Raw genomic sequence first — 25563 nt, forward strand, 5'->3', positions numbered from 1 at the left:
CGCGCTACCACGACCCATGAGTGACCACGACGCGCCGGCGGCCGACCCGGACGCGCCGCCCGCCGACCCCGACGAGCTCGACTTCACCGACGACGAGAACGTCGTCGAGATCGGGCAGGGCCGGTACGTCGTCGGGACGAACGGCCGTCCCAACGTCGGGCGCTCGCGAGGCGACCGCCGGCCGCCGCCGGACGACGCGGCCCCTCCCGCCGACTCGGGGGGGTTCACCGCCGCGGAGCCCGCGAGCCCCGATGATCGCCGACCTGCCGGCGACGACCCGCGCGCGAGCGCTGCCGGTCCCGGCGTCGGCGACCCCGACCAGCGACGGGCCGATGAGCGCGGTCGTTCAGGGGGACGGCAGCGTGGCGGCGAGCGAGGACAGTCCGGAAGGCAGGACCGCGCGAGCGGCGGAAGCGGCGCCGGCGGTCAGGGTCGCGCCGAGTCGCGTTCAGGCGGTCGGCAGTCCCCGTCCGGCGCGGACGCGGTCGACCGGCAGGCGGTGAGCCGGTGGTTGGCGAACTCCTTCGACGGCGACGGCTTCGACTACGGGATCGACGCGACGCTCCACGCGAACGGCGACACCACTCGCCAGCGGATGGTGTCGAACGACGTGACGGCGACGTTCGACACGCTGATCTCGTGGTTCGCCTCCAATGCGGGTCCGAACTCGCCGACGCCGGAGGCGATCGGCCTGCTGCTCGCGGCCTCCGAGACCACCGTCGACCTGCCGCCGGTGATGATAAAGCGGTTCGCGGCGAGTCAGGGACTCTCGGCCAGCGACAGCATCGGCGATCTCGTTCGTGCCGCCGAGAAGGAGGGCGGGTTCCGGATCGACTGAGTCCGGAACGGGACGCCCTACAGCAGGAACAGTAGCGCGGCGCCGATCACCGCGAGTACCGCGTACAGCCCCGCCATCACCTCGCGTTTCAGGGGGCTCCCGAGCGGCTCGGCCGTGAGCCGCCGGATCGGCGGGAGGATCGCGATTCCGGCGAGGATCAGCGGGAAGGCGCCGACCGCCGGGACGAGGGTGAGCGCGACGACGACGGTCCCGTATCCGACGACGTAACAGCCGCGCCGCCAGAGCTGCTCGCGGTCGCTGAGGTCGGCCATCTCGGCGAAGCCGTCCGGTCCGCCCGAATCTCCGCCGCCCCCGGCGACCTGCTCCGCCTGTCGCTGGACGTACTCGTCGAGTTCCTCGGCCGCGTCCTCCGTCTGCGGGGCGCCGCACTGCGCGCAGAACCGGGCCTCTTCGGGTACCGACGCCTCACAGCGGGGACACGATGGCATCGTAGTCGAATTCGCACGCCGGTCGGGCTTAATTCTTCGGGGAACGCTTGAACGGCTCTTCCCGCCGCAGTCGGGTGATTCGCGATTGGGCTACCGCTTCCTCCGCCCTCTCTGTTCACAGATGTGATAATCGGGTACGTACGTTTTAGTCGGTGAACATCCGAGCGATTGGTGACAGTCGACGTTCCGCGATCCGCGTGAGGTTGACGGGACGCTCTCCGCCACGATGACACGCAGACAAGACGACGGCGCTGACCGCGACGGTGACCCGAAAGCGACGGCGCCGGATACCGACGCCGATGACGGGGGTGGACGCATCCGGCCTCGCCTCCGGCGGCTCCCGACGGTCCGTACGGCCGCGGTCGCGGCCCTCGTTCTCGTCGTCGCGTCGGCCGCCGTGGTCTCCGCACCGGCGGCGGGCGTTTCGGTGGCGGACTCCGCGTCGGTGGCCGACTCTCCGGCGACCAACGCGGTTACCGCGCAGCCGTCTGAACCGGGTGGTTCGGCGGATCGACATGAGCTCAGCGGCTCGTTTTCGCGTCCGACGTACACCGCGATCGCCGGCGATCTCGTCGATATCAGATACACGGCCAGCAACACCAACGGGAGCGCGTACCTGCTGATCGGCGGGAACCGCCTCACCGACTCGGGGAAATCCATCGGGTACACCGACGTCGTGAAGCTGGGCGGTGAGTTCGACGGGACGATCAACACGCGACTCCTCGGAACCGAGGAGGGGACCGCCGCCAGCTGCCGCGCGACCGACTGCGATCTCGAGTTCGTAAACGAGAACGGCAAGGAGGTCGCCGACAGTCTCTCCGAACTCTCCGGCGCGACCGGTGCCGGCGGGCTCGCCCGGCCGCTCGTCCCGCAGCGATATCGGCTCGCGATCACCAACGGCACCTTCGTCGTGGAGGAGCCGGGCGTCGTGACGCCGGTCGGCGCGGCCGCCTCGTCCGACCTCCTGTTGACGAAGCCGACGTTCCACGACGAGATCGAGGTGTTCACTACCGCGGACCCGGAGAACGTCGAAGGAAGTGGTGGCGGCGAATCGCTCAGCGCCCTCGAACAGAACGGGCTCGATCGGACCGCGGTGACGGAGGGCGACCGCGTCGTCCTCGGCTTCGAATCGACCGGCATCTGGGGGGCGCTATCGCACTTTGCGGCCGAGCAAGGCGAGGGCTCGCTTCAGGCCGGTCAAGCGGTCAACCACTCCGTTCTGTCGGAGTTCCTCAGGACCGAAGACGGCGTCTCGCTCGAGGTGCGACAGACGAATCCGGGCATGAACGAGCCGCGCTCGGAGCTCGACCTCGCCAACGCCGACCCCGAAGATGTCACCCTCCTCCTCGCCGACGCGGAGGAGCTGGAGACCGGCGACTCGACGCCGGGCCGATTCTACCTCGTCTTGGACACGAGCGACGGCGGTCCGTTCACCGAGGACCCGGAGCCCGGCGACGAGTTCACCGTCGAGTTCGCCCTAAAGGGCGCCGAGGGACACCGGTACGCGTTCGCTGAGGACAGCGGGGAACCGCCGGCACCGTTTGAACAGCGGTTACCCGCCCCGGAGCAGTTCCCGTACTGGGAAACCACCGACGGGACCGTGAGCGCGGAGGCGTCGTTCTCGGTCCAGGAGCGGTACTTCGAGTACGACCACGTCACCGACGACGGCGAACTCCTCGTCGAGGACTCCGGCGGGGCGGTGACCGGGACGACGACGATACTCCCGCCGATCGAGATGTCCGCCACCTTCGTCGACGACAAGCGCGATGAGCCGTTCCGGTCGGAGTCGCAGGTGGAGCTCTCAGACGGGAACTTCTCCATCAACGCCGACCTCGGGGGCGCCGACCCCGGCACTCGCCTGAACTACGAGCTGTACGACGGGACGACGCTGCGCGACAGCCGCACGGTGATCGTCGTCGACGACACCGACGACCCGGACCGGCTCGCGATCGACAGCGTTCCCGAGAACGCCACCGTCGCCGAGGGCGGGAACCTCTCCGCGCTCGGGATCGACGTTCGGAACGCCGGCGGACTGGAGGGGGAGAGAACGCTCGCGCTCGACGTCGACGACGGGAACCTGACGACCGCTCGCGAGCTGACGCTGTCGTCGAACGAGTCGCGCACCGTCGGCTTCCCGTCTGCGACCATCCGTCTCGATCCCGGTGAGTACCCTTTCACGGTCACGCTTGACGAGGACCGTCGGAACGGAACGCTGATCGTCGCGGAGAATCCGGCGAGGACGACGATCGACGAGAATGACAGCGAGGGCGATGGAAGCGACACCGACGGCTCGGCGAATTCTTCAAACACCGACGAGAACACCACAGACGCGGACGGGAATACCACGGACGCCGGTGAAAACTCGTCTGAGAACGACTCCACAGGCGCCACGACTCCCGACGGAAACTCGTCGGATCTCGACGAGAACTCGTCAGACCCGGCCCGTGGCTCCGGCGGTCGGGACGATGGAGACGAGCCGGCAACCTTCCTCCCGTTCGGGATCGGCACCCGAGAGACGCTCCTCGGCACTCTACTCGTCGGCGCCGTCCACCTCCTCGGCCACTGGGTGTGACTCCGGCGGCCGGAGCCGGCCGCGTCCCGTACCGTTCTCAGCGCTGAGAACCGCGGGGGAGCGATTAAGTGTTCGCTTTCCCCCGTTTCAGACAACAATGGCTACGCGGGTACTCATCGCCGACGACTCGGAGTTCATGCGGAACCTCCTCCGGGAGATCCTCGAAGGCGAGTTCGAGATCGTCGGGGAGGCGGAGAACGGCGTGGAGGCGGTGAACATGTACGAGGAACACGGCCCGGACCTCGTGATGATGGACATCGTGATGCCGATCCGCGACGGGATCGAGGCGACCACGGAGATCTTAGAAGAGAACCCGGACGCGACGGTGATCATGTGTACCAGCGTCGGGCAGGAGGAGAAGATGAAGGCGGCGATCAAGGCCGGCGCGGAGGGGTACATCACGAAGCCGTTCCAGAAGCCGAACGTGCTCGACGCCATCGGCTCGGCGGTATAATGCGCGTCGACGTCCGCGCGCTCGGCGCCTGTAACCGCCTCGCGGAGCAGGGGGCGAAACAGGCCGCCGGCGCGCTCTCGGACCTCACCGGGACCGACCTCGCGGTGGAGGTGACGGGCGCGAGCGTCGCGAGCGGCGAGGACCTCGCGGAGTCGTTCGCCGGCCGGGAGTCGATCGGCGTGAGCGTCGGCCTTCGCGGCGGGTTAGACGGCGAGGCGGTCCTCGCGTTCGACGCCGCCAACGTCGACGCCCTGCTCTCGCTGCTCCCCGGGGGGCAGTCGATGGAGCGGAGCGCGGTGACGGAGGTCGGCAACATCGCGCTCGGCGGGTTCCTCGACGGGTGGGCGAACTACCTCGGCAAGGCGATCGACATGTCGCCGCCGCGCTACTTCGAGGCGGACGGCGCGGCGGTGCTGCCCGACGGCGCGCTCGCCGGCGACGGCGTGTTCCTCTTCGAGAGCCGTCTGGACGCGACGACGACGGACCTCGACTTCTCGATCTACATGCTGCCCGACTCGGGGCCGTTCCGCGACCTCATCGTCGGGAAGACGGCGCCCGCGGCGACGGCCGGCGGCGAGGCGGACGGCGGCACTTCGAGCACGGCGGTGCCGTACGAGTCGCTGTCGACGTTCTCGTCGCTGGCGAAGAAGGGGTCGGCGAACGCCGCCGACAACATCGCGATGATGACCGGGTTAGAGACCAGCGTCGACGTGAGCCGGCTCCGGTTCGTCCCGCTCGCCGACGTGCCCGCGGAGGTCGGCACCGAGCCGCACGCGGGCACGGTGTTCGAGCTACAGGGCGAGCCGAGCGGTTACCTCGCCATCCTCTTCGAGGAGTCCTCGGCGGCGGCGGTCGCGGACGCGATGCTCCCGATGGACCCCGACGAACCCCTCGGCGACATGGCACAGAACGCGCTCTGCGAGCTCGGCAACGTGATGACGAGCGGGTTCATCGACGGGTGGGCGAACGTCCTCGGCACGTCGATCACCCACTCGCCGCCGGAGTTCGTCCACGACATCGGCGCGTCGACGATCAGCCCGCTCGTCGCGAAGCTGAGCGAGCGGCAGGACTACGGGTTCGTGATCGACACCGCGATCCAGACGGAGGGGATCCAGGCGCGCTGCGACGTGTACGCGCTCCCCGACGAGCGCGAACTGGCCCGGGCGCTCGACCGGCTCTCGGAGCCGTGACCCGCTCGCTCTCCGACGATCGGCCGGACGAGCCGGCGGACCGAACGGAGAGCGGCGGGGACGCGGTCGCCGACGCCGAGCCGGCGACCGTCACCGGCGGCGCGGCTGGCGACGACCCCGGCCGGATCAAGGTCGGCGTGGGGGAACTGGCGGTCACGAGCGACGACGCGGTCCTGACGACCAGCGGGCTCGGCTCGTGCGTCGCGGTCGCGCTCGTCGACCAGCGGGCGGGCGTCCGCGGCCTCCTCCACGCCATGTTGCCCGCCGGGGAGGGACGAACGAAGGCGATCTCCCGGCCAGCGAAGTACGTCGATACCGGGATCGACTCGCTGATCGGGGCGCTCGACGACGCCGGCGCCGACCCCCGCCGCCTGGAAGCCCGAGTCGCCGGCGGCGCCGAGATGCTGGACCTCACCGACGCGGTCGGCCCGCGGAACGTCGAGCGCGTCGGCGAAGTGCTCGACGCCGCGGGCGTCCCCGTCGTCGCCAGCGACGTCGGCGACGCGGTGGGCCGGACCGTCCGGTTCGGGCCGGACGGCCGGCTCGTCGTCCGGGCCGCGGACGGCTTCGAACGAGCGATCTGACCGGACTGGGCCGTTCCGTCCCGGCTACGGCCCGTTTCCGCGTTCGATCGCGCTCCGATCTCTCCGTGCCCGTGCCCCTCAACCAGCGATGTACACGCTGCGCCGTGCTTTCTCATGGCTGATATTTTGAGGGGTGAATTGAAGTGGGTTCTGCGGGTGGTACACGGTAATGGGCCTCGAACTACCGGTGTGGGGAGCTCCAACCGCCGCCTGGGCAGTCGCCACGCTGGGGCTCGTCGGTGCGAGCGTCCTCGACAGGTTCCTCGACGACGACGGATCCGACGACGACGGTTCCGGAGGTATGGACGGCGACGACGATCCCTTCGGCGGCGACATGGGCGGCGGAGGGATGGGTGGCGGCATGGGCGGCGGCGGTGGCGGCGGAGGCGGCGACGGCTTCGACGACTTCGACGGCATGGACGAGTGGGACGACGAGTTCGACGACGGCGGCGGCGGTGGCGGCGGCGCGGCCACCGACGAGCTGGAGAACCGGCTCGACGAGCTCGAAAACGAGGTCGCGTCGCTCTCCTCGACCGTCTCGACGGTCCGCTCGGAGAACGAGGAGATCTCGAACGCCGTCGACGACATCGAGGAGGACGTCCGCAACCTGCTCGACATCTACGAGATGGTCACCCGCGGCATCAACCCGTTCGTCGACGACTCCGGCGGCTTCGACAGCGTCGCCGGCGGCGGCGAGGGCTCGTTCGGCATCTTCGACGACGAGGACGGCGGCGAGGAGGAGGACCTCGACGAGGACGTCGCGAACGCCGACGCGGACGGGTTCTTCGACGACGACCTCCTCGACGAAGAGGAGGAGGGAGACGAGTTCGACGACCTGGACGGCGACGCGGACGGCGACGACGAGTTCGACGACCTCGACGACGATCTCGACGACGAGTTCGACGAACTGGACGACGACAGCACGGACGACGCCGCGTCCGAGACCGAAACGGCGGACGACGGAGACGACATGAACGACGATGGAAAGAGTTTCAGCGAACTGAAAGAAGAGTACGACTCCGGGGAGGCCGACTGGGCCGAGGAGGGCGACGACGCCGCGGACGAGGACCCGTTCGAGGACGGGGACGACTCGTTCGCCGACCCCGGCGACGAAACCGACTCGTTCGACGACGACGACGGTCTCGGAGGCGACGACCTCGGCGACGCCGAGGACGACGGCGTCGACTTCGACGAACCGGTGGACCCCGGGCCGGCGGGCGGCGCGGCCGACCCGGATCCGGCGGGCGGCGCCGATCCGGAGCCGGCGCCCGACCGCCGACCCGGCGGTGATCCCGCGGAAGCCTCCGGGGGCTTCGAGTACGTCGGGAAAGACGACCTCTCGAGCGGGAACGGCCGCGGCAAGCCGTACCTCACCGAGCTGCCCGGCGACTACGTCGGCGACCTCCTCGTGATGGAGTGGCTGGAGTTCCTCGTCTCCGAGAGCGACGTCACCGACGCGGTGCGCGCGATCAACTACTACGAGCGGATCGAGTGGATCGGGCCCGACGCCGCGGCGCGGCTCCGGGACTTCCTCTCCGGGTTCGGGACGATCGACCGCAACCTCGTCGACCGGCCGGGAACCGATCGGCTCGTCCGCGAGCACCACACCCGCAGCCTCCGGTACGTGACCCAGCTCAACGGCACCAACAGCCACACGGTCCTCTTAGACCGCTGGGACGACCTCGCCGGCGGCTCGATGGTCGGTGGCGGGCCCGTCAACGGGCGCCGCGGCGGCGGCCGCCGCGGCGGACGCGTCGATTCCGGTCGCGGCGGACGTGACGGGCGAGACGGGCGCGACGGCAGGAACGGCCGCGACGCGCGGAGCGACCGGCCGCCGGCCGAGCGGAACGGCCACGACGCCGGCGGGCGGGACGCGCCAGACGAGCGCGAGCGACGCACGAACGGCGCAGACCGCGACGAGGCGAAGCGCGACGGCGCGGGACGCGAGGCGGACGCGGACCGCCGCGACGGCCACCGCGACGACCGGCGCGACCGGAACGGTTCCACGCGACCGATGAACGATCCGAATCCCCGTTCCGACCGCGCCGATCCGGCCGACGGAGGGTGGGGAGATGGGCGTTAGCGTCTCCGCGTCCACGGCCATCATCGTCGCGGGGCTGTTCTTCGCGTTCACGACGTTCTACCCCGTGGCGGCCAACGGGCTCGACCGCGTCTCGAACGCCCAAGAGGGCATTAACGAGCGCGCGCTGGAGCGGCAGAACACCGACTTCGCGGTGACGAACGCGACCTACGACGCCGACACCGAGACCCTCACCGTCAACGCCACCAACGAGGGGGCGGTCGGCCTCGTCGCTGGCGACGCGACGCTCGTCGTCGGCAACGAGTACGTCGACGTGGGCGGGGCGAACGCGGACACGACCGTCGACGGCGACGGCGACACCGCGCTCTGGCTCGGCGACGAGACGCTGTCGGTGAGGGTCACACAGGGCGAGACGGAGACGACGATCGAGGAGGGCACGCGGGTCGTCCTCGTCGTCGAGTCTGGCGTCCGCGACGCCGCGACCGTGACGGAGGTGAGCGCGTAGATGGCCAGCGTTCCCGTCTCACATCTCATCCTGTTTATCGCGAGCCTCGTGATCGCCGCGGGTGTCGTCGGCACGATCACGACCGGCGTCGACCGCGTGAGCGCGGCCGTCGACGACGCCGGCCTCGACGCGACCGAGCAGCTCCGGACCGACGTGACGATCATCTCGGACCCCAGCGCGGGGGTGTACAACGCGAGCGGCGACCAGAACGTTACGCTGTTGATAAAGAACACCGGCACGTATCGGTTGGCGCCCGACGGCTCCGACCTCGACGTCGTCTTCGACGGCGCGTACGTCCGGCCGGACGCGCTCTCCGGGGAGCTGGTCTCTGCGGACGGCGCGAACGCGTGGAGCCGCGGCGACGTGTTGCGGCTCACGATCGACGTGAGCGAGCTCGAGGGGCAGGACGGGGGGCTCGTCGACGGCGACCACCGCGTCTACCTCACCGTGAACGGCGACGAGGAGCTGTTCCAGTTCCGCGTGGAGGGGGGTAACTGAGATGCCCCACGACAACCTCCTCTCTCTCGGTCTCGGCGACCGCGACCGGCTCAACAAGGAGCTCGGTGGCGGTATCCCCCGCGGCAGCATCGTCCTCATGGAGGGCGACTACGGCGCGGGCAAAAGCGCCATCTCCCAGCGGTTCGCCTACGGACTCGTCCAAGAGGGGGCGTCGGTGACGATGATGTCGACGGAGCTCACCGTCCGCGGGTTCATCGACCAGATGCACTCGCTGGAGTACGACATGGTGAAGCCCCTCTTACAGGAGGAGCTGCTTTTCCTCCACGCCGACTTCGACTCCGGCGGCGCGTTCTCCGACGGCGACGGCGAGCGCAAGGAGCTGCTGAAGCGACTGATGGAGGCCGAGGCGATGTGGAACTCCGACGTCGTCTTCCTCGACACGTTCGACGCCATCTTCCGGAACGATCCCACCTTCGAGGCCTTGGTGCGGAAGAACGAGGAGCGGCAGGCCGCCTTAGAGATCATCTCCTTCTTCCGCGAGATCATCTCGCAGGGGAAGGTGGTCGTGCTCACCGTCGACCCCTCGGCGGTCGACGACGACGCCATCGGCCCGTTCCGGTCGATCGCGGACGTGTTCCTCCAGCTTGAGATGATCGAGGTCGGCAACGACATCCGCCGGCAGATCAACGTGAAGCGCTTCGCGGGCATGGGCGAACAGGTCGGCGACACGATCGGGTTCTCGGTCCGGTCCGGAACCGGAATCGTCATCGAGAGCCGCAGCGTCGCCTGACACATGACCCGCCGACGCACAGCCGGTCCGCGCGTGCGGACCGCGACCACGACGACCGGGTGTAGGCCCGCCACGACGACCGGGTGTAGGACATGACCGAACACGGCACCGCCAAACCGTCCGAGGAGCTCCGCAAGGCGGCCATGCGGCGGCCGCACCTCCGGGAGCACCTCCGCGAGTTCAAACAGATCACGGGGGAGTTCCCGCAGTTCATCGAGGAGCCGAAAGACGAGTACGAGTCCGACCGGCCGAACGTCATCTACCCGGTCGGCGGCCCCATCTACAGCCACATCTACGGCGACCTCGGGCAGGACACGAAGTACTACGCCATCGAGCCGGAGGTGTCCGGCCCGCAGGCGGAGATCCTCAACGAGGTGAAAAACCGGCTGCTCACCGTGAGCGGCCAGCACACCGCGCCGGAGAACGAGGCGGAGTACGACGACCTCATCGAGGAGCTGTTAGAGGAGGTGACCCACGTCGACGACAGTTCAACCGGCTGGCGTCGCGGGCTCTCGAAGCTGAAGAACTTCGGGAAGCTGTCGGTCACCGAGGAGACGTACGAGAACATCCGCTACCGGCTCAACCGCGACATCGTCGGGCTCGGCCCGCTCGAACCGGTGATGCGTGACCCGGCAAACGAGGACATTCATGTCATCGGCCCCAAGGAGTGTCACGTCGATCACGGCACCTACGGCATGCTGGAGACGACCGTCGACTTCGGCACCCCGAAGGAGTTCGACAACTGGCTGCGCAACATGGGCGAGCGGATCGGCGACCCGCTCTCCGACTCCGACCCCATCGTCGACTCCACGCTGCCCGATGGGTCGCGTATCAACATCATCTACTCCGACGACGTCTCGCTGAAGGGCTCCTCGCTCACGATCCGGCAGGGCGAGGAGGTGCCGCTGTCGATCAACCAGATCACCAACTGGGGGACGCTCTCGCCCGAACTCGCGGCGTACCTCTGGCTCTGCCTCGAAAACGAGCAGACGGTGTTCGTGGTCGGGGAGACGGCGTCCGGGAAGACGACGACGCTGAACGCCATCCTCTCGTACATCCCGGACGACTCGAAGATCTACACCGCGGAGGACACCGCCGAGGTCATCCCGCCCCACAGCACCTGGCAGCAGCTGTTGACCCGCGAGGGCGGCGGCGAGGGCTCCTCCGATGTCGACATGTTCGACTTAGTCGCCGCCGCGCTGCGGTCGCGCCCCGACTACATCATCGTGGGTGAGGTGCGGGGCGCCGAGGGACGCATGGCGTTCCAGGCGGCCCAGACCGGCCACCCGGTCATGCTGACGTTCCACGCGTCCGACATCGTCTCGATGATCCAGCGGTTCACCTCCGAGCCGATCAACGTCCCCGAGACGTTCATGGACAACGCCGACGTGGCGCTGTTCCAGAACCGCGTGAAACAGGGCGATCAGGTCCTGCGCCGCGTGACGAGCGTCCAGGAGATCGAGGGGTACTCCAAGGAGATGGAGGGGGTCGTCACCCGCGAGGTGTTCAGCTGGGACCCCGTCGAAGACGAGATCGTCTTTCAGGGGATGAACAACTCCTACGTGCTCGAAGAGCAGATCGCGACGCTGCTCGGGTACGCGGACACCCGCGACATCTACGACGACCTCGACTTCCGCGCGGAGCTGATCGAGCGGATGATTCAGGAGGGAATCCTCGGCTACCACGAGGTGAACGACGCGATCAACTCGTTCCAGCGCGACGGCGTCGAGGGGCTCCCCTTCGACATGCACCGGAACACGAGGTAGCGACGATGGGGGCGATCTAAGCGATGGCGGTGAAACAGTTCGGCGACGGGCTCGCGACGGCCGCGCAGCTCACCTCCGAGGTGATGGAGTCGTACGAGCAGCTCGACATCTCCAAGGGGAAGTACGTCGGCCTCGTGCTGCTGCCGGCCGTGTTCGTGTTCCTCGGCAGCGTCGTCGGGCTGGTCGCGCTCCCGCTCCCCTTCGCCGCCCGGGTCCCGATCCCGATGTTCGGCGGGCTCGTCCTGTTCGCGGCCGTCATCTACCCGAAGATCTACCTCTCAAGCCTTGAGACGAAGATCGACAACCAGCTGCACCTCGTGATGACCCACATGACGGTGCTGTCGACGACGAACATCGACCGGATGGAGGTGTTCCGGACGCTGGCCCAAGAGGAGGAGTACGGCGTCGCCGCCGAGGAGATCGGCCGCGTCGTCCACCTCGTCGACACGTGGAACCAGAGCCTCGACGACGCGTGTCGCCGCCGCGCGCAGGAGGTTCCCTCCGACGCGATGGCCGACTTCTTCGACCGCCTCGGCTACACGATGGGCGCGGGCCAGTCGCTCGAGGAGTTCCTCGTCTCCGAGCAGGACGTCATGCTCGCGCAGTACGAGACGCGCTACGAGTCCGCGCTCTCGAACTTGGAGGTGATGAAGGACCTGTACATGTCGATGATCCTCTCGATGACGTTTGCCCTCGTGTTCGCCGTCGTCCTCCCGATCCTCACCGGCAACGACCCGACTGCGACGGTGGCGGCCGTCATCGTCCTCTTCGTGTTCGTCCAGCTCGGCTTCTACGCGATGATCCGCGCGACGTCGCCGTACGACCCGATCTGGTACCACCCGGACGAGCGCGCGCCCGGCGACGTGAAGCTGTGGGGGTCGCTGATCGGCGGCGGCGGGCTCACCTTCGTCCTCATCGGGATCACGGCCGCCGGGATGTTCGGCTACGGTCCCGGGCTCCCCGGCCTCCTCTTCTTCCTCGACGACGTCCGGCTCCCGCTGTACCTCGCGGTCCCCATCTCGCCGCTCATCATCACCGGGGTAGTCCTCCGGCAGGAGGAGCAGGCGATCACCGCCCGCGACGGCGAGTTCCCGTCGTTCGTGCGCGCGCTGGGCGCGACCGAGAGCGCGAAGCAGTCGACGACCACGGACGTGCTGACGACGCTGCGCGACAAGAACTTCGGCGAGCTCTCCGAGGCGATAGAGCGGCTCTACCGCCGTCTCAACATGCGGATCAGCACCGAGGGTGCGTGGCGGGCGTTCACGCGTGACACGCGCTCGTACCTCATCCAGAAGTTCTCCGAGATGTACCTCGTCGGCCGGCGGATGGGCGGGGACCCGAAGATGCTCGGCGAGCTGATCTCGAAGAACATGAACGCCGTCAACCAGCTGCGCGAGCAGCGCCGCCAGGCGGCGATGACGTTCATCGGGCTGCTGTACGGGATCACCGCGGCCGCGACGTTCGCCTTCTTCATCGGGCTGGAGATCGTCGCGATCTTGGCCGACCTGACCTCCGACTTCGGGCTCGACCAGATGGATATCGGCCAGATCGTCTACCCCGGCGCCTACGACATTCCGCTCATCGAGTACCTCCTCCTGACGGTCGTGCTGTTCAACGCGGCGCTCTCCTCGCAGATGATCCGCCGGATCGACGGCGGCAACCCCGCGAACGGCTACATCCACTTCGTCCTCCTGACGTGGCTCGGCGCGGGCACCGCCATCGCGACGCGGACGCTCGTCAACGCGATCCTGTCGATCTGAAGCGTGAAGTCGGCGCCGACGCCGCCGTCGGTTTCATGATGCGCGGCGAACGCGGTAGCCACGACCGTCCACAGTATTATTACATGTACTGTCGTACAGTTACGCACGTTTACAATGCCGGTCGACTTCGAGAGCTACCGTCCGAGCGACCTTCCGGACGAAGACACCAACGGGCGTCGGATCCTCGAGTTCCTCGCTCGGAACCCGGAGCTGGGATTCCGGCCGAGCGAGCTCGCGGAGGAGCTCGACATCCCCCGCGGGAGCGTCGGCACGACCCTCAGGCGACTCGAACAGCGGGGGCTCGTGCGGCACAAAGGCGAGTACTGGGCCATCAACGCCGAGGCGTACGACGCCCACACCGCGGCCCAGATCGGTCTTCGCGCGGTCGCGGACGCGTTCGCGGGCGACGGCTACGACCGGACCGACGACTGGGACGCCGACCTTCCGGATCTCGACGCGGACGAGTCGGGAGACGAATCGACCGACGGCTGATGTATCGACGCGGAACCGTCGTCGTCGCGTCGGACCCGTTCGGCGACGCAGAGGGGAACCCCGGACCTACTCCTCGAACAGCGTCGGCTCCTCGACCGCCTCGTCGGCCGCGTCGCGCCACGAGCACGACGGCGCCCACCCGAACAGCTGCGCCGCCTTCTCGATCGCGTAGGCGCCGCGGTCGTCGCCCTCGGTGAGTTCGCGCTCGTCGACCGCGCAGTCGTCGGGAATCTCGCCATACGACTCACGCAGGAGGTCGAGTAGGGGTCGGCCGAGCGCGTTGTCGGCCGCGACGCAGTTGACTGCCTCGTGGGTGCCGGGGGCGACGGCGGGGTCGTCGCCGAGGAGGTCCGCGAGCGCGGCCGCGGCGAGGTCGGCGACGTCGCGGGCGTCGACGTACGACCAGAAGTTACCGGCGCCCGCGTCGAGGTCGCTCACGTACTCCTCCGCGCGGCAGGCGTAGTCGCCGGGGTACTGGATCCACGACGGGCGGAGCGAGACCGCGGGCACGTCGTGGCGCCGCGCGACCGCGCCCGCGGCCGCCTCCGCGGTCACCTTCGAGAGCCCGTACGGGTCCTCGGGGCGGAGCGGGTGGGCCTCGGTGACCGGCAGCTCGTCCGGGAAGGGAGTGGGATCGGCGAAGAAGAAGCCGTAGGCGCCGTCGCTGGAGGCCTGGACGACCGGGGCGTCCGCCCGGCCGGCCGCGTCGAGGACGTGTTTCGCGGCGAGCGCGTTCGTCTCGAACACCCGCCCCTCGGGGTGCGTGCCGGCGACGGGGATCGCGGCCCAGTGGACGACCGCGTCGGGGTCGACGGCGGCGACGACGTCGAGCGCCTGGTCGCGCTCGGCCAGGTCGGCCGCGCGGAACGAGACGTTCGGGGCCGGGTCGACGCCGAGTCCGGGGTGGTCGTAGTCGACGACGACGACCTCGTAGTCGCCGGCGAGCCGGTCGACGACCCAGCGCCCGGAGGCGCCGCGGCCGCCCGTGACGAGGACTGTCTCCATGTCCGTCCCTCGGGGAGCGCCCGAAAAAGGGCGTTGTTCGTCGGTTCGCCGCGGTCGCCGCTCGTCGATACGGGCGTCGATCGGCGACCACGGCCTCCCGCTCCGGCAACCTTTAACGCGCCGAGCGGTAACTTCCGGGTATGGACTGGAAGACAGACTGGGGACTCCGTGGACGGATGGGGTTCACGATGTTCCTCCTCTTCGCCCTCTACGTCGTGTTCATCGGTGTCCTGATCGAGGTGTTCAACGTCGGGATCATCTTCACGCTCGCGATGTTCGGCGCGTTCTCGCTCGCGCAGTACTTCTTCAGCGACAAGCTGGCGCTGCGGAGCATGGGCGCCCGGGAAGTGAGCGCCGACGAGTACCCGGACCTCCACCGCCGGATCGAGCGGCTGAGCCAGCAGGCCGACCTCCCGAAGCCGACGGTCGCGGTCGCGGACACGCAGGTGCCGAACGCGTTCGCGACCGGCCGGAACAAGAAGAACGCCACCGTCGCGGTGACCACCGGGCTGCTCCAGGCGCTCGACGAGGACGAGCTCGACGGCGTGCTCGCCCACGAGCTCGCCCACGTCAAGAACCGCGACGTGATGGTGATGACCATCGCGTCGTTCCTCTCCACTATCGCCTTCTTCATCGTGCGGTGGGGCTGGCTGCTGGGCGGCGATAACCGCCAGGGCGCGCCCGTCATCGTCGCGATCGTCGCGTCGCTTCTGGTGTGGGTGATCTCCTTCCTGCTCATCCGCGCGCTCTCGCGGTACCGCGAGTACTCCGCGGACCGCGGCGCGGCGCTGATCACCGGGAAGCCCGGTGCGCTCGCCTCCGCGCTGATGACGATCGACGGCCGGATGGACAAGGTGCCCAAGGAGGACCTCCGCGAGGAGGCGGAGATGAACGCGTTCTTCATCATCCCGATCAAGGCCGGCTTCGTCGGGAAGATCGCCTCGACGCACCCCTCGACGGAGAACCGCATCGAGAAGCTCCGCGAGCTGGAAAAGGAGATGGAGACGGCTTGAGACGGATCTGAATCGGAATTTTCGATTGGTTATTTATAAGTCGTTGAGCGCAGTTTGGCGACGAATATCGCCGAAGTCCCAGCCGCTCGTTTATAAATCGTTGCGGGCAGGTCGGTGACGAACACCGCCGAAGCCACAGTCGCTCGTTTATAAATCGTTGCGGGCAGGTCGGTGACGAACACCGCCGAAGCCACAGTCGCTCGTTTATAAATCGTTGCGGGCAGGTCGGTGACGAACACCGCCGAAGCCACAGTCGCTCGTTTATAAATCGTTGCGGGCAGGTCGGTGACGAACACCGCCGAAGCCACAGTCGCTCGTTTATAAATCGTTGCGGGCAGGTCGGTGACGAACACCGCCGAAGCCACAGTCGCTCGTTTATAAATCGTTGCGGGCAGGTCGGTGACGAACACCGCCGAAGCCACAGTCGCTCGTTTATAAATCGTTGCGGGCAGGTCGGTGACGAACACCGCCGAAGCCACAGTCGCTCGTTTATAAATCGTTGCGGGCAGGTCGGTGACGAACACCGCCGAAGCCACAGTCGCTCGTTTATAAATCGTTGCGGGCAGGTCGGTGACGAACACCGCCGAAGCCACAGTCGCTCGTTTATAAATCGTTGCGGGCAGGTCGGTGACGAACACCGCCGAAGCCACAGTCGCTCGTTTATAAATCGTTGCGGGCAGGTCGGTGACGAACACCGCCGAAGCCACAGTCGCTCGTTTATAAATCGTTGCGGGCAGGTCGGTGACGAACACCGCCGAAGCCACAGTCGCTCGTTTATAAATCGTTGCGGGCAGGTCGGTGACGAACACCGCCGAAGCCCCAGCCGGGAGGGCGGCGCACGCTCGCTGCGCTCCTCACTCGTTCGCTCCGCTCACTCGTTGCGGTGCTTGCGTCGCCTGCGCCGCCCTCCCGGCTGCCCCTTCGAGTCCCGCCCCGCACCGCTCCGCACAGCACCTCACGCCTCCCCAGCCTCGTCAGTCGCCGTCGCTTCGCTCCGGCGACTGACTCCCTCGCGCGTGCTGGCTCGCGACCGCCTTCGGCGGCCGCTCGCAGGCACGCGCCACCGCCGTTTATTTATAAGCAACTTCGGGACAGCCGCGCCGCTGGTCGGTCTGAGCGGACTGAGGGGAGTAAGCCCCCTTCGGTTCGTCCCGACATTCGGCTGAGCGTCCGCGCCGTGGCCGGACTACCTTGTGGCGCGGACTTGCACCGGCGAGGATTCGCCGTTCCATCCGTTCCCGCCCGTCGGCCCTCGTCGGGTTAACTCCCTCCCCTTGCGGGTCGGTTCGCTCGACTCATCGGTCGAGGCGGGGGGTGTCGTTGCTGTTCCAGAGCCAGCCGTCTCCGACTCCGGGCGTGTGCCCGGTCGCCCGTCCGGCCGGTGGGGGGACTTTCCTCATGCCAAGGGCACGGGAGTCGGGCTCCCTCTGTCCGGTCCGTCCTTTCGCCCGCCGGCGAATAAGCGGTTCGGTCGGCCGCGTCTTTGGGCGGGGTTCGGCGGGTCGTCGAGCGGGTCTTCGGGCCGGGTAGCGACGGCTTTCGGGCGAGACGCCGCGAGCGCGGCGTGTAAGGGAAGCGTTCAAGTCGTCAGGACTGTAATGGACTCTCATGTCCGAGGCTCAGACCGTTCAGCTGTCGTACGACGACGGTGCACGAGCGGTCGAACTCGCGCGGGAGGCGGTCGAGTCGTTCGTTCGACACGGGCAACGCGAACAGCCCGGCAGCATGCGAGAGGCGTTCTACGCCCGCACCGGGGCGTTCGTTCGATTGGAGTCCACCAGGGGCCGCGGCCGTCTCCGCGGCTGCGCCGGCGCCTGGGACACCTCAGATCAGCTCGGCCACGCGATCGTCGAGGCCGCCATCAAGGCGGCCTCGGGCGACTCCTGCGGCTCCGAGGTCGAGCCGAAGGAACTGGACAACATCACCGTCTCCGTGTTCGTCGTCTCCAACACCGTCCTCACGAACGACCCCGCCGAGGACCTCGAGGTCGGCACCCACGGCGTCGCCGTCGACAGCGGCAACGCCCACGGCTGGCTCTACCCGACGGTCCCCGTCGAGAACGGCTGGTCGGCCGCGGAGTTCCTCTCGCGCACCTGCCGCAAGGCGAAGCTCTCGCCGACCGCGTGGCAGGAGGAGGACACGATGGTGACGCTCATCGAGGGCCAGGTGTTCCGAGAGCGCGCCGACGGCGGCGCAGTCGAAGAGCTGTAGCCAGCCGCCCCGTTTTCCTTTTCAGCCGTCGTTCCCGTACCCGACCGCCGCCGCGTCCGCGAGCGCCCGCTCCGTCGCCGCCGACAGGTCGAAGGCGTCCTCGGCGACCACCTCGCCGTCGCGGATCACGGGTTCCATGAGCGACTCCGCGCCCTCGGGCCCCGAGCGCTCCGCGAGCCCGACCGCGTGTGCGCCGTCGGCGGTGCGGTAGACGTCCTTCGCGCCCGAGAGCTTCCCCCGCTTGGCCGCCGGCTCGCCGTCGACGGCGACGAGGTCGAGCGCGAAGTCGACCGGGTCCGCGTTCGAGACGTACCCGCCGACGCCGAACCCGTCGACGACGTCGCGCAGGTCGCGGAGGTCCGCAGGCCCCAGTCCGCCGGAGACGTACACGTCGACGTCCTCGTGGCCTCGCGCGTCGAGTTCCCACTGGACCTCGCGGATGATGTGCCGAAAGTCGCCGCGCCGGGAGCCGGTCGTGTCGAGGCGGACGCCGTCGAGGTCGTCGCCGAGCGTCTCCACCGCGCGGAGCACCTCGTCGACCTCGTCGGAGTAGGTGTCACACAGCGCGATCCGGGGCGCGTCCGCCGGCACGCCCTCGTCGTAGGCGCGCCACGCGGCCTCCTGTTCGCCGCGCCCGAAGCAGATGGCGAGCGCGTGCGGCATCGTCCCGGACGCCTCCCGGCCGATCAGCTCGCCGGCCGCGACGTGCGAGAACCCGTCGAACCCGCCCACCAGCGCCGACCGCTCGACCGCCGCGGTCATCGCGGGGTGGACGTGGCGCGCCCCGAACGAGAGGATCTGCGAGTCGGGCGCGGCAGTCCGGCAGTCGAGCGCCCCCGTCGCCATGCCGGAGGCGTGCGAGAGGAACCCGAGCAGCGACGTCTCCAGCCGCGCGAACTCCAGGTACGGCCCCTCGATCCGCATCACCGGGCCGCCGTCGAACAGGCGCCCCTCCGGGATCGCATCGACGTCGACGTCGCGGCCGGCCAGCAGCTCGACGGCGTTCCCGAGCCCGGCGAACAGCTCGAACTCCCCGTCCGGGAACTGGTCCGCGGTCACCTCGGCGACCACGCGGGGGTTCCGCCCGGCCGCCTCCAGCGCCGCCTCGGTCCGCTCGAAGTACGCGTCGGTCGCGCGCCCCTCCCGGACCGCGGCCGCGTCGACGATGTCGAACTCGCTCATGCCCGTCGGTTCGGCCGCGGGGACGAAAAGCCACCCGTGTCGCGGCGGGGCGCGGGGAGCGAGCGTCCGGGACTCCCGGCCGAGCGAGCGCCGCGCTACGTCGACCGTCGCGCGAACAGTCCGAGCGCCGCGGCGAGCGCGACGAGCGCCGTCGCGACGCCGAATCCGGGCGTGCTATCGCCGGTGTCACCGCCTCCGTTCTCGCCGTCGCTTCCGTCCGTGCCGTCGCTTCCGCTCCCGCCGTCGCCGTCCGTGCCGTCGCTTCCGCTCCCGCCGTCGCTCCCGTCCGTGCCGTCGCTCCCGTCCGTGGTGTTTCCGTCGTCCGTGCCGTCGCCGTTCGCGCCGTCGCTCCCGCCGGCGTCCGGGAGCGCGAGGTCGGCGTCCGGACGGAGTTCGAGGACGCCCTCCGGCGAGGGCGCGTGCGTTATCGTCACGCTCGTCCCGTCGCGCTCGACGCCGTACGCGCCGGGGAAGTCGCTCTCCGAACCGATCTCGTAGACGGTGCCGTCGGCGTACTCGCCGTCGCCGTGCGCGGTCAGCATCCGCACGTAGGCGTCGCGGAACGCCGCGGCGTCGTCCTCGGTCTGCCACTCGGTCGCCCAGACGTAGCCGTCGCGGTCGCCGTTCCGATAGGGGTACAGCTCGTCGCCGGCCCAGCCGGCCGTCACGGGGTGCGCGTAGTTGTAGACCTGCCGCGTTTCGAGCTCGGCCTCGGCGTCGAGGTGGATCTGGACGTTCTGCCGGACGGTCGCGTCGGGCTCTAACACGGCGTGATCGTACTCTAAGCTCTGATACCAGAACATCACGAACATCGACGCCTCGCCCGCGGTCTCCGCGCCTTCGACCCCCTGATCCGGGTACGTCTCCCACCCGTCGGTCGCGGTGTCTTCGAACGTGACGTTGCCCTCCTCGTAGTCCGGGTTCCGGTGGATGACCTCCGCCGTCGACTCCGGCGGGTCGTTCATCGTCGCGTTGACCGCCGCCCACCCGCCCTCGTCGCGGAGCTCGCGGACGTACAGCGCCCCGTCGCCGTACGGCTGGAGGACGGTCTGGAGGATGCCGAAGTTGAAGTCGGCGCCGCCGCCGCCCCCGTCGCTCTCGGGCGCCTCGGCGCAGGTCCAGTTGTCGGCACAGCGGGCGGCGTACCGCTCCTCGACGTGGACCGCCTCCCCCTCTATTATCCCGTCGACCGCGAGGTCGGCGTCCTGCGTCGCGCCGACGTAGCGCGGGTCGGTGAGGTCGTGGTACTGGTCTTGCATCGCGTGGAGCAGCTCGTGCGCGAGCGTCGAGGGATCGATGTCGGGGGACTCGCCGTCGGGGACGACGATGACGATCCGGTCCTGCGAGGGCGAGTAGAAGCCGGAGACCGCGCCGCCGAACACCGAGTCGATCTCGTCGTTCGCGTTCGTCTCGTCGCCGACGACGAACAGCGCCTCCCACACCCCGTCGTTCCAGCGCCGGAACGCCTCGGAGCTGTTGCCGCTCGCGGTGTCGTTGGCGTACTCGCTCCGGGTGACCGTCTCGACCGGCACGTCTTCCTTGAACGGTCGCTGTCGGACGTGTTCGACGCGGGCCATCGTCAGGTCCGTCAGCGCCGACAGCTGGGACTCGTTGAGTCCGTCCGTCTCCTCGAAGTCCACCGACTCCTCGTAGTGGGTCCCGTTCCAACAGCCCACCAGTTCGGTGCCGTCGCCGGTGTCGCACTCGTCGGCGGACGCGGAGGGCACGGTGTCCGGCGCCGCGGGGCCGCCGGAGGCGGAGGGCGCTGCGCCGGCGTCCGGAGCGGCGGCGACGCCGGCAGTGCAGGCGACACACAGGAGGGCGACCGCGGCGACGACCGCGGTCGCGGTCGAGGGGGTGAGAACCCGTCGCATACGAATCGTATCGGACGCGCCGGTAAGTAGTTTGTCGGTTCCTTCGGCGCCGCGGCCGGCGGATTTTTCGGCGCGGGTCGCCGGCCGCGCCCACGACGCGCTCGGCGCGGCCGGCGCCCGCACGACGGTTTTTGAGGAGCGCGCCCGAACGCCTCGGCATGGCGTTCGATCTGACAGCAACCGCGGTGGTCGTCGTCGACATGCAAAACGGGTTCTGTCACCCGGACGGGAGCCTCTACGCCGAGCCGAGCGAGGCGGCGGTCGAGCCCGTGACGGCGCTCGTCGACCGCGCCCGCGAGGCCGGCGCGAGCGTCGTCTACACCCGCGACGTCCACCCGCCCGAGCAGTTCGACGAGACCCACTACTACGACGAGTTCGACCGGTGGGGCGAACACGTCGTCGAGGGGTCGTGGGACGCCGAACTCGTCGCCGACCTCGACGTGCGCGACGACGACCACGTCGTCGAGAAGCACACCTACGACGCCTTCTATCAGACCGACCTGGAGGGGCACCTCGACGCGCACGGGGTCGACGATCTACTGATCTGCGGGACGCTCGCGAACGTCTGCGTCCTCCACACCGCCGGCAGCGCGGGACTCCGGGACTACCGCCCGGTCGTCGTCGAGGACGCGCTCGGCTACATCACCGAGGAGCACCGCGAGTACGCCGTCGACCACGCCGACTGGCTGTTCGGCGAGACGACGACGCGCGACGAGGTCGCGTTCGCGTAGCCGCGGTTGACCCGCCACCGTCCGCACGGTCGCGGACTCCCACCGACGGCGAACGTTCCGGATTTCCGTAATTATCGCGCGCGGAAATCGGCGTGTAACCCTTTTTACCGCTCGCCGGAACCGCGAGGTATGGACATCTCTCGGCGGGGCGTGCTCGGCGGCCTCGGCGCGGCCTGCGCGGTCGGCGCCGTCGGTTTCGCGGGCGCGGCGACGGTGACGGACGGCGAGGCGGTCGGCGGGCTCGGCGGCGGATCGGGCCCGGCCGGCGGGAGCTCGGAGGAAGGCGACGACGGTCCCGAATCGGCCGCGGTCGACCCGGACGCGCCGTTCGAGGCGCGGCTGACCGGCGACGACGGGACCGACGCGCTGCTGTTCGACGCGAGCGACCTCGACCGCGTCAAGGGCGTCTTCGCCGAGGAGGGCGAGTACCTCGTTCAGGTCGTGCTCCCCGACGCGGGCGTCGAGGCGTTCCGGACTCGGCTCGACGAGGCCGGCGCGACCGACGACCCGGCGGCGTTCGTGGTGTCGATGACGCTCGACGGGACCGAGGTGCGGCGCGTCGAGCTCGACGGGGAGACGGTCGACGCGCTCACCGGGTCCGACTGGGAGGGCGTGTTGACGCTCCCGTTCGGCGAGGAGCGGGTGGCTCGGTCCGTCTACGACCGGCTGGCCGACAGCTGATCGGACTCGGAGCCGGCCGACAGCCAGTCGGTTCGCGGTCGACCGACCCCGGACGACTGACTGGTCAGGTGTCGCGGTGGTTCGCCCGTCGGACAGTGTTTTGACTATCGGGCGCATAGCCCCGCCGTGAGCGACGAACCGGAGAACGACGGCGGCCGCCCGTGTCCGGTCTGCGAGACGCCGATGTACCACCGGCACTGTAAGTACGTCTGTCCGGCTCACGGCGTCGTCTACGACTGTAGCGACACGTTCTACTGAGCTGCCGGTCGCCTCGCGCGCCGCGTCTGGTCGCCGGAGTTAACAGGGGTGACAGAGAACCAGACTGGGTCGTGCGAACTGTTATGTTCTTGGAGGCCGACTTTTCTTCCATGATGGGCGACCCGTACGTGATCCTCCACGCCGACCCTCCGAGGTCAGCATGGTAGAGCAAAAACAGGTTGCCCGGAGCAAGCGGATCCAGCGCCGCACCGGGAAGACGTTCCACGTCGCCACCCGGCTGCTGCCCCAGCGGATCCGCCATCCGACGTACGTGCTGTACGGATTCTTCCGTATCGCCGACGAGGTCGTCGATGCCGAGGACACCGGAACGCCCGCCGAGCAGCGGGCCGAACTCGACCGGCTCCGGGCGGCCGCGCTCGGCGAGGAGCCGACCGACGATCCCGTCTTGGAGGCGTTCGCCGAGGTGGTCGAGCGCAACGACATCCCCGACGAGGACGTCCACTCGTTCGTGGACGCGATGGCGAGCGACATCGACACCGACCGCTACGAGACGTACGCGGACCTCGAGGCGTACATGGACGGCTCCGCGGCCGCCGTCGGGCGGATGATGACGGCGATCATGGACCTCGATCCGGAGGAAGAGGCCGAGGCGCTCCCGCACGCCACGAAGCTCGGCGAGGCATTCCAGATGACGAACTTCCTCCGCGACGTCCGCGAGGACGTCGTCGAGCGCGACCGGATCTACCTCCCCTTGGAGACGCTCCGGCGCCACGGCGTGAGCGAGCAGCAGATCCTCGATCTGGAGTTCGACGAGGACGTCGCGGCCGCGATCCGCGAGGAGATGGCCCGCACCGAGCGGCTCTACGAGGAGGGCGTCGCGGGGATCAAGTACCTCCCCGAGGACTGCCAGCTCGCGGTGCTGCTCGCGGCCGTGCTGTACGTCGACCACCACCGCCTCATCCGGAACCGCGGCTACGACACTGTCTCGGCCACCCCGGAGCTGTCGCTCACCCGGAAGCTGTCGCTGCTCGTCCGCACGCGCTGGAAGTGGCAGTGGAACAAGGACCCCGAGGCGGTGTTCTACGACATGTTAACCGACTTCGAGCCCCGCCGCGACCGCCACGGGCACGGCCCGCACGGCGCGGGCGTCCCGCAGACGGACTGAGCGGCCGCATGGACCGCTCCCGGTTCGTCTCGCTCGCGGTCGGCGCGTTCGGCCTCGTGTTCGTCTCCTTCCTCCTCCGCGGCACGACGCGGCTGGTGGCCCCCTACGAGGTCGCCGTCGCCGTGTCGTCCCCCGTCCTCTTCGCGGCGGCCGCGCTCATGGCCGTCCTCGTCGTCCTCGCCGTCCTCGACGCGACCGGGATCCGCCGGCTGACCTGAGTCGACGGGCGGTCGCGTCCGCGCCGTTCGACCGAGTCGGAACGCCCTTGCCCCGCCGTCCCCGACGGCGCGTATGGACGTACGAACCGTCGCGGACCTCTCGCCCGCCGAGCGGCGCGCGTTCTTCGAGCGCGACGCCGGGGTCGAGGGGGTCCGCGAAGACGTGCGGGAGATCGTCGAGCGGGTCCGCGAGGAGGGCGACGTCGCGGTCCGCGAGTTCGCGGAGGAGTTCGACGGCGTCGCCGTCGGCAACGTCGACGTGACGGACGACGCGGAACGGGCGCACGAGGAGCTGGCAGACGCCGACGACCCGGTCCTCGACGCGGTTCGGGAGGCGGCCGCGAACGTCCGCGAGTTCCACGAGCGACAGCGCCCCGACGACTGGCGCGATGACTTCGGCGGCCGGGAGCTGGGCCGCCGCTTCCGCCCGATCGACCGGGTGGGGGTGTACGTGCCCGGCGGCGCGGCGGCGTACCCCTCCAGCGCGCTGATGGGGATCATTCCCGCGGTCGTCGCCGGCGTCGACCACGTCGCGGTCGCGACGCCCCCGGCCGAGGAGCTCAACCCCGTGACCCTCGCGGCGATCCACGAGGCGGGCGCCGACGCGGTGTACCAGGTCGGCGGCGCGCAGGCCATCGGCGCGCTCGCGTACGGGACGGAGACCGTGACGCGGGTCCAGAAGGTGGTCGGGCCGGGCAACAAGTGGGTCACCGCCGCCAAGTCGGTCGTCCAGGGCGACGTCGAGATCGACTTCCTCGCCGGCCCGAGCGAGGTGCTCGTCCTCGCGGACGGGACCGCGGACCCGGACCTCGTCGCGGCCGACCTCGTCGCGCAGGCCGAACACGACCCGAACGCCTCCGTCGTCGCCGTCACCGACGACGCTGACCTCGCGGACGCGGTCGCCGAGGCGGTCGACGCGCAGGCGGCCGAGCGCGAGCGCGAGGAGACGATCCGGGCCGCGCTCGACAACGAGGCCTCCGGCGTCCTTCACGCGCGGTCGATGCCCGAGGCGGTCCTCTTCGCCGAGGAGTACGCGGCCGAGCACCTCTCGATCGTCGCCGAGGACGACGAGGCGCTCTTAGACCGGATCACCAACGCCGGCTCGGTGTTCCTCGGGCCGTACTCGCCGGTCGCCGCGGGCGACTACGCGGCCGGCACGAACCACGTGCTGCCGACCAACGGCGGCGCGAAGCGGTACGGCGGGCTCTCCGTCGACACGTTCCTCCGGTCGTCGACGGTCCAGCGGCTCGACCGCGACGCGCTCGACGACCTCTCGGAGACGATCACGACGCTCGCCGAGGCGGAGGGGTTAGAGGCCCACGCCGAGAGCGTGCGGAAGCGGTTCGAGTAGCGACCGGACCGGC

General features: G+C 69.4%; 25 protein-coding genes and 1 other RNA gene. 20 read left to right on the top strand and 6 right to left on the bottom strand.

Annotated features, from left to right (window positions below):
- Positions 1–16 precede the first annotated feature (16 nt).
- Complete coding sequence (locus tag B378_RS0110515; RefSeq protein ID WP_017343756.1) at positions 17–838, top strand: hypothetical protein; 822 nt, start codon at positions 17–19, stop codon at positions 836–838.
- A 17-nt stretch (positions 839–855) separates the two neighbouring features.
- On the opposite strand, the gene B378_RS0110520 is transcribed toward B378_RS0110515, so the two are convergent.
- Positions 856–1287 carry a zinc ribbon domain-containing protein gene (locus B378_RS0110520; protein ID WP_017343757.1) on the bottom strand — a complete coding sequence of 144 codons (432 nt, stop codon included), beginning with the start codon at positions 1285–1287 and terminating at the stop codon, positions 856–858.
- Between the two features lie 226 nt (positions 1288–1513).
- Here B378_RS0110520 and B378_RS0110525 point away from each other — a divergent pair, with 226 nt between their 5' ends.
- The 11 genes from B378_RS0110525 (at position 1514) to B378_RS0110575 (ending at position 13900) form a co-directional block, all read left to right on the top strand.
- The gene (locus B378_RS0110525) at positions 1514–3859 is read left to right on the top strand and encodes a BGTF surface domain-containing protein (RefSeq protein WP_017343758.1); all 2346 of its coding nucleotides are present in this window, start codon (positions 1514–1516) and stop codon (positions 3857–3859) included.
- Positions 3860–3956: 97 nt separating this feature from the next.
- A complete protein-coding gene (cheY, locus tag B378_RS0110530) occupies positions 3957–4313 on the top strand; it encodes a chemotaxis protein CheY (RefSeq protein ID WP_004597560.1) in 357 nt (118 codons plus the stop codon).
- The gene (locus B378_RS0110535; protein WP_017343759.1) at positions 4313–5503 is read left to right on the top strand and encodes a chemotaxis protein CheC; all 1191 of its coding nucleotides are present in this window, start codon (positions 4313–4315) and stop codon (positions 5501–5503) included. The genes cheY and B378_RS0110535 overlap by 1 nt, the downstream gene beginning before the upstream one ends.
- Entirely contained in the window at positions 5500–6087 is a 588-nt protein-coding gene (locus tag B378_RS0110540; protein WP_017343760.1) for a chemotaxis protein CheD, read from the top strand. The genes B378_RS0110535 and B378_RS0110540 overlap by 4 nt, the downstream gene beginning before the upstream one ends.
- A 169-nt stretch (positions 6088–6256) precedes the next feature.
- Positions 6257–8170: a FlaD/FlaE family flagellar protein gene (locus B378_RS0110545; protein WP_017343761.1), complete on the top strand. Its 1914-nt coding sequence runs from the start codon at positions 6257–6259 to the stop codon at positions 8168–8170.
- The gene (locus B378_RS0110550) at positions 8160–8633 is read left to right on the top strand and encodes a hypothetical protein (RefSeq protein WP_017343762.1); all 474 of its coding nucleotides are present in this window, start codon (positions 8160–8162) and stop codon (positions 8631–8633) included. The genes B378_RS0110545 and B378_RS0110550 overlap by 11 nt, the downstream gene beginning before the upstream one ends.
- Positions 8634–9131, top strand: coding sequence for a flagellar protein G (locus B378_RS0110555; protein WP_026046257.1), 498 nt, complete (start codon positions 8634–8636; stop codon positions 9129–9131).
- A gap of 1 nt (position 9132) precedes the next feature.
- Complete coding sequence (locus tag B378_RS0110560) at positions 9133–9882, top strand: ATPase domain-containing protein (protein WP_017343764.1); 750 nt, start codon at positions 9133–9135, stop codon at positions 9880–9882.
- Positions 9883–9974: 92 nt separating this feature from the next.
- Positions 9975–11648: a type II/IV secretion system ATPase subunit gene (locus tag B378_RS0110565; protein ID WP_017343765.1), complete on the top strand. Its 1674-nt coding sequence runs from the start codon at positions 9975–9977 to the stop codon at positions 11646–11648.
- 23 nt (positions 11649–11671) lie between these two features.
- On the top strand, positions 11672–13408 hold the full coding sequence (gene flaJ, locus B378_RS0110570) for an archaellar assembly protein FlaJ (protein WP_017343766.1): 1737 nt from the start codon (positions 11672–11674) through the stop codon (positions 13406–13408).
- A gap of 114 nt (positions 13409–13522) precedes the next feature.
- Positions 13523–13900, top strand: coding sequence for a helix-turn-helix domain-containing protein (locus tag B378_RS0110575; RefSeq protein WP_007345478.1), 378 nt, complete (start codon positions 13523–13525; stop codon positions 13898–13900).
- 66 nt (positions 13901–13966) lie between these two features.
- On the opposite strand, the gene B378_RS0110580 is transcribed toward B378_RS0110575, so the two are convergent.
- The gene (locus B378_RS0110580) at positions 13967–14905 is read right to left on the bottom strand and encodes an NAD(P)-dependent oxidoreductase (RefSeq protein WP_017343767.1); all 939 of its coding nucleotides are present in this window, start codon (positions 14903–14905) and stop codon (positions 13967–13969) included.
- A 140-nt stretch (positions 14906–15045) separates the two neighbouring features.
- Between B378_RS0110580 and htpX the strand changes: the two genes are divergently transcribed.
- Positions 15046–15918 carry a zinc metalloprotease HtpX gene (gene htpX / locus B378_RS0110585; protein WP_017343768.1) on the top strand — a complete coding sequence of 291 codons (873 nt, stop codon included), beginning with the start codon at positions 15046–15048 and terminating at the stop codon, positions 15916–15918.
- Positions 15919–15947: 29 nt separating this feature from the next.
- Here the strand turns inward: htpX and B378_RS17100 are convergent, their stop codons facing one another.
- Together B378_RS17100 and rnpB are read right to left on the bottom strand one after the other, a co-directional pair.
- A complete protein-coding gene (locus B378_RS17100; RefSeq protein ID WP_192812440.1) occupies positions 15948–16727 on the bottom strand; it encodes a hypothetical protein in 780 nt (259 codons plus the stop codon).
- Positions 16728–17037: 310 nt separating this feature from the next.
- Positions 17038–17350, bottom strand: an RNA gene (rnpB, locus tag B378_RS16020) — RNase P RNA component.
- Positions 17351–17526: 176 nt separating this feature from the next.
- On the opposite strand from rnpB, the gene B378_RS0110595 reads away from it, so the two are divergent.
- Positions 17527–18129 (top strand): TIGR00296 family protein, encoded by a 603-nt coding sequence (locus B378_RS0110595; RefSeq protein WP_004597545.1) that lies wholly within the window; start codon positions 17527–17529, stop codon positions 18127–18129.
- A gap of 21 nt (positions 18130–18150) precedes the next feature.
- Here B378_RS0110595 and B378_RS0110600 read toward each other — a convergent pair whose 3' ends face one another.
- Together B378_RS0110600 and B378_RS0110605 are read right to left on the bottom strand one after the other, a co-directional pair.
- Entirely contained in the window at positions 18151–19311 is a 1161-nt protein-coding gene (locus B378_RS0110600; RefSeq protein ID WP_017343770.1) for a nicotinate phosphoribosyltransferase, read from the bottom strand.
- A 95-nt stretch (positions 19312–19406) separates the two neighbouring features.
- Entirely contained in the window at positions 19407–21185 is a 1779-nt protein-coding gene (locus tag B378_RS0110605) for an Hvo_1808 family surface protein (protein WP_017343771.1), read from the bottom strand.
- Positions 21186–21343: 158 nt separating this feature from the next.
- Between B378_RS0110605 and B378_RS0110610 the strand changes: the two genes are divergently transcribed.
- The 6 genes from B378_RS0110610 to hisD all read left to right on the top strand — a co-directional run bounded on the left by B378_RS0110610 (position 21344) and on the right by hisD (position 25550).
- Complete coding sequence (locus tag B378_RS0110610) at positions 21344–21916, top strand: cysteine hydrolase family protein (protein WP_017343772.1); 573 nt, start codon at positions 21344–21346, stop codon at positions 21914–21916.
- A 129-nt stretch (positions 21917–22045) separates the two neighbouring features.
- Complete coding sequence (locus tag B378_RS0110615) at positions 22046–22597, top strand: hypothetical protein (protein ID WP_017343773.1); 552 nt, start codon at positions 22046–22048, stop codon at positions 22595–22597.
- Positions 22598–22723: 126 nt separating this feature from the next.
- Positions 22724–22855: an HVO_2523 family zinc finger protein gene (locus tag B378_RS17425; RefSeq protein ID WP_017343774.1), complete on the top strand. Its 132-nt coding sequence runs from the start codon at positions 22724–22726 to the stop codon at positions 22853–22855.
- Positions 22856–23015: 160 nt separating this feature from the next.
- The gene (locus B378_RS0110625) at positions 23016–23981 is read left to right on the top strand and encodes a phytoene/squalene synthase family protein (protein WP_017343775.1); all 966 of its coding nucleotides are present in this window, start codon (positions 23016–23018) and stop codon (positions 23979–23981) included.
- A gap of 8 nt (positions 23982–23989) precedes the next feature.
- Positions 23990–24199 (top strand): hypothetical protein, encoded by a 210-nt coding sequence (locus tag B378_RS0110630; RefSeq protein WP_017343776.1) that lies wholly within the window; start codon positions 23990–23992, stop codon positions 24197–24199.
- 73 nt (positions 24200–24272) lie between these two features.
- Entirely contained in the window at positions 24273–25550 is a 1278-nt protein-coding gene (gene hisD / locus B378_RS0110635) for a histidinol dehydrogenase (RefSeq protein ID WP_017343777.1), read from the top strand.
- The last annotated feature ends 13 nt before the right edge of the window (positions 25551–25563 follow it).

The organism is Halorubrum sp. T3, assembly GCF_000296615.1.
In the GTDB taxonomy this organism is placed as follows: Archaea; Halobacteriota; Halobacteria; order Halobacteriales; family Haloferacaceae; genus Halorubrum; species Halorubrum ruber.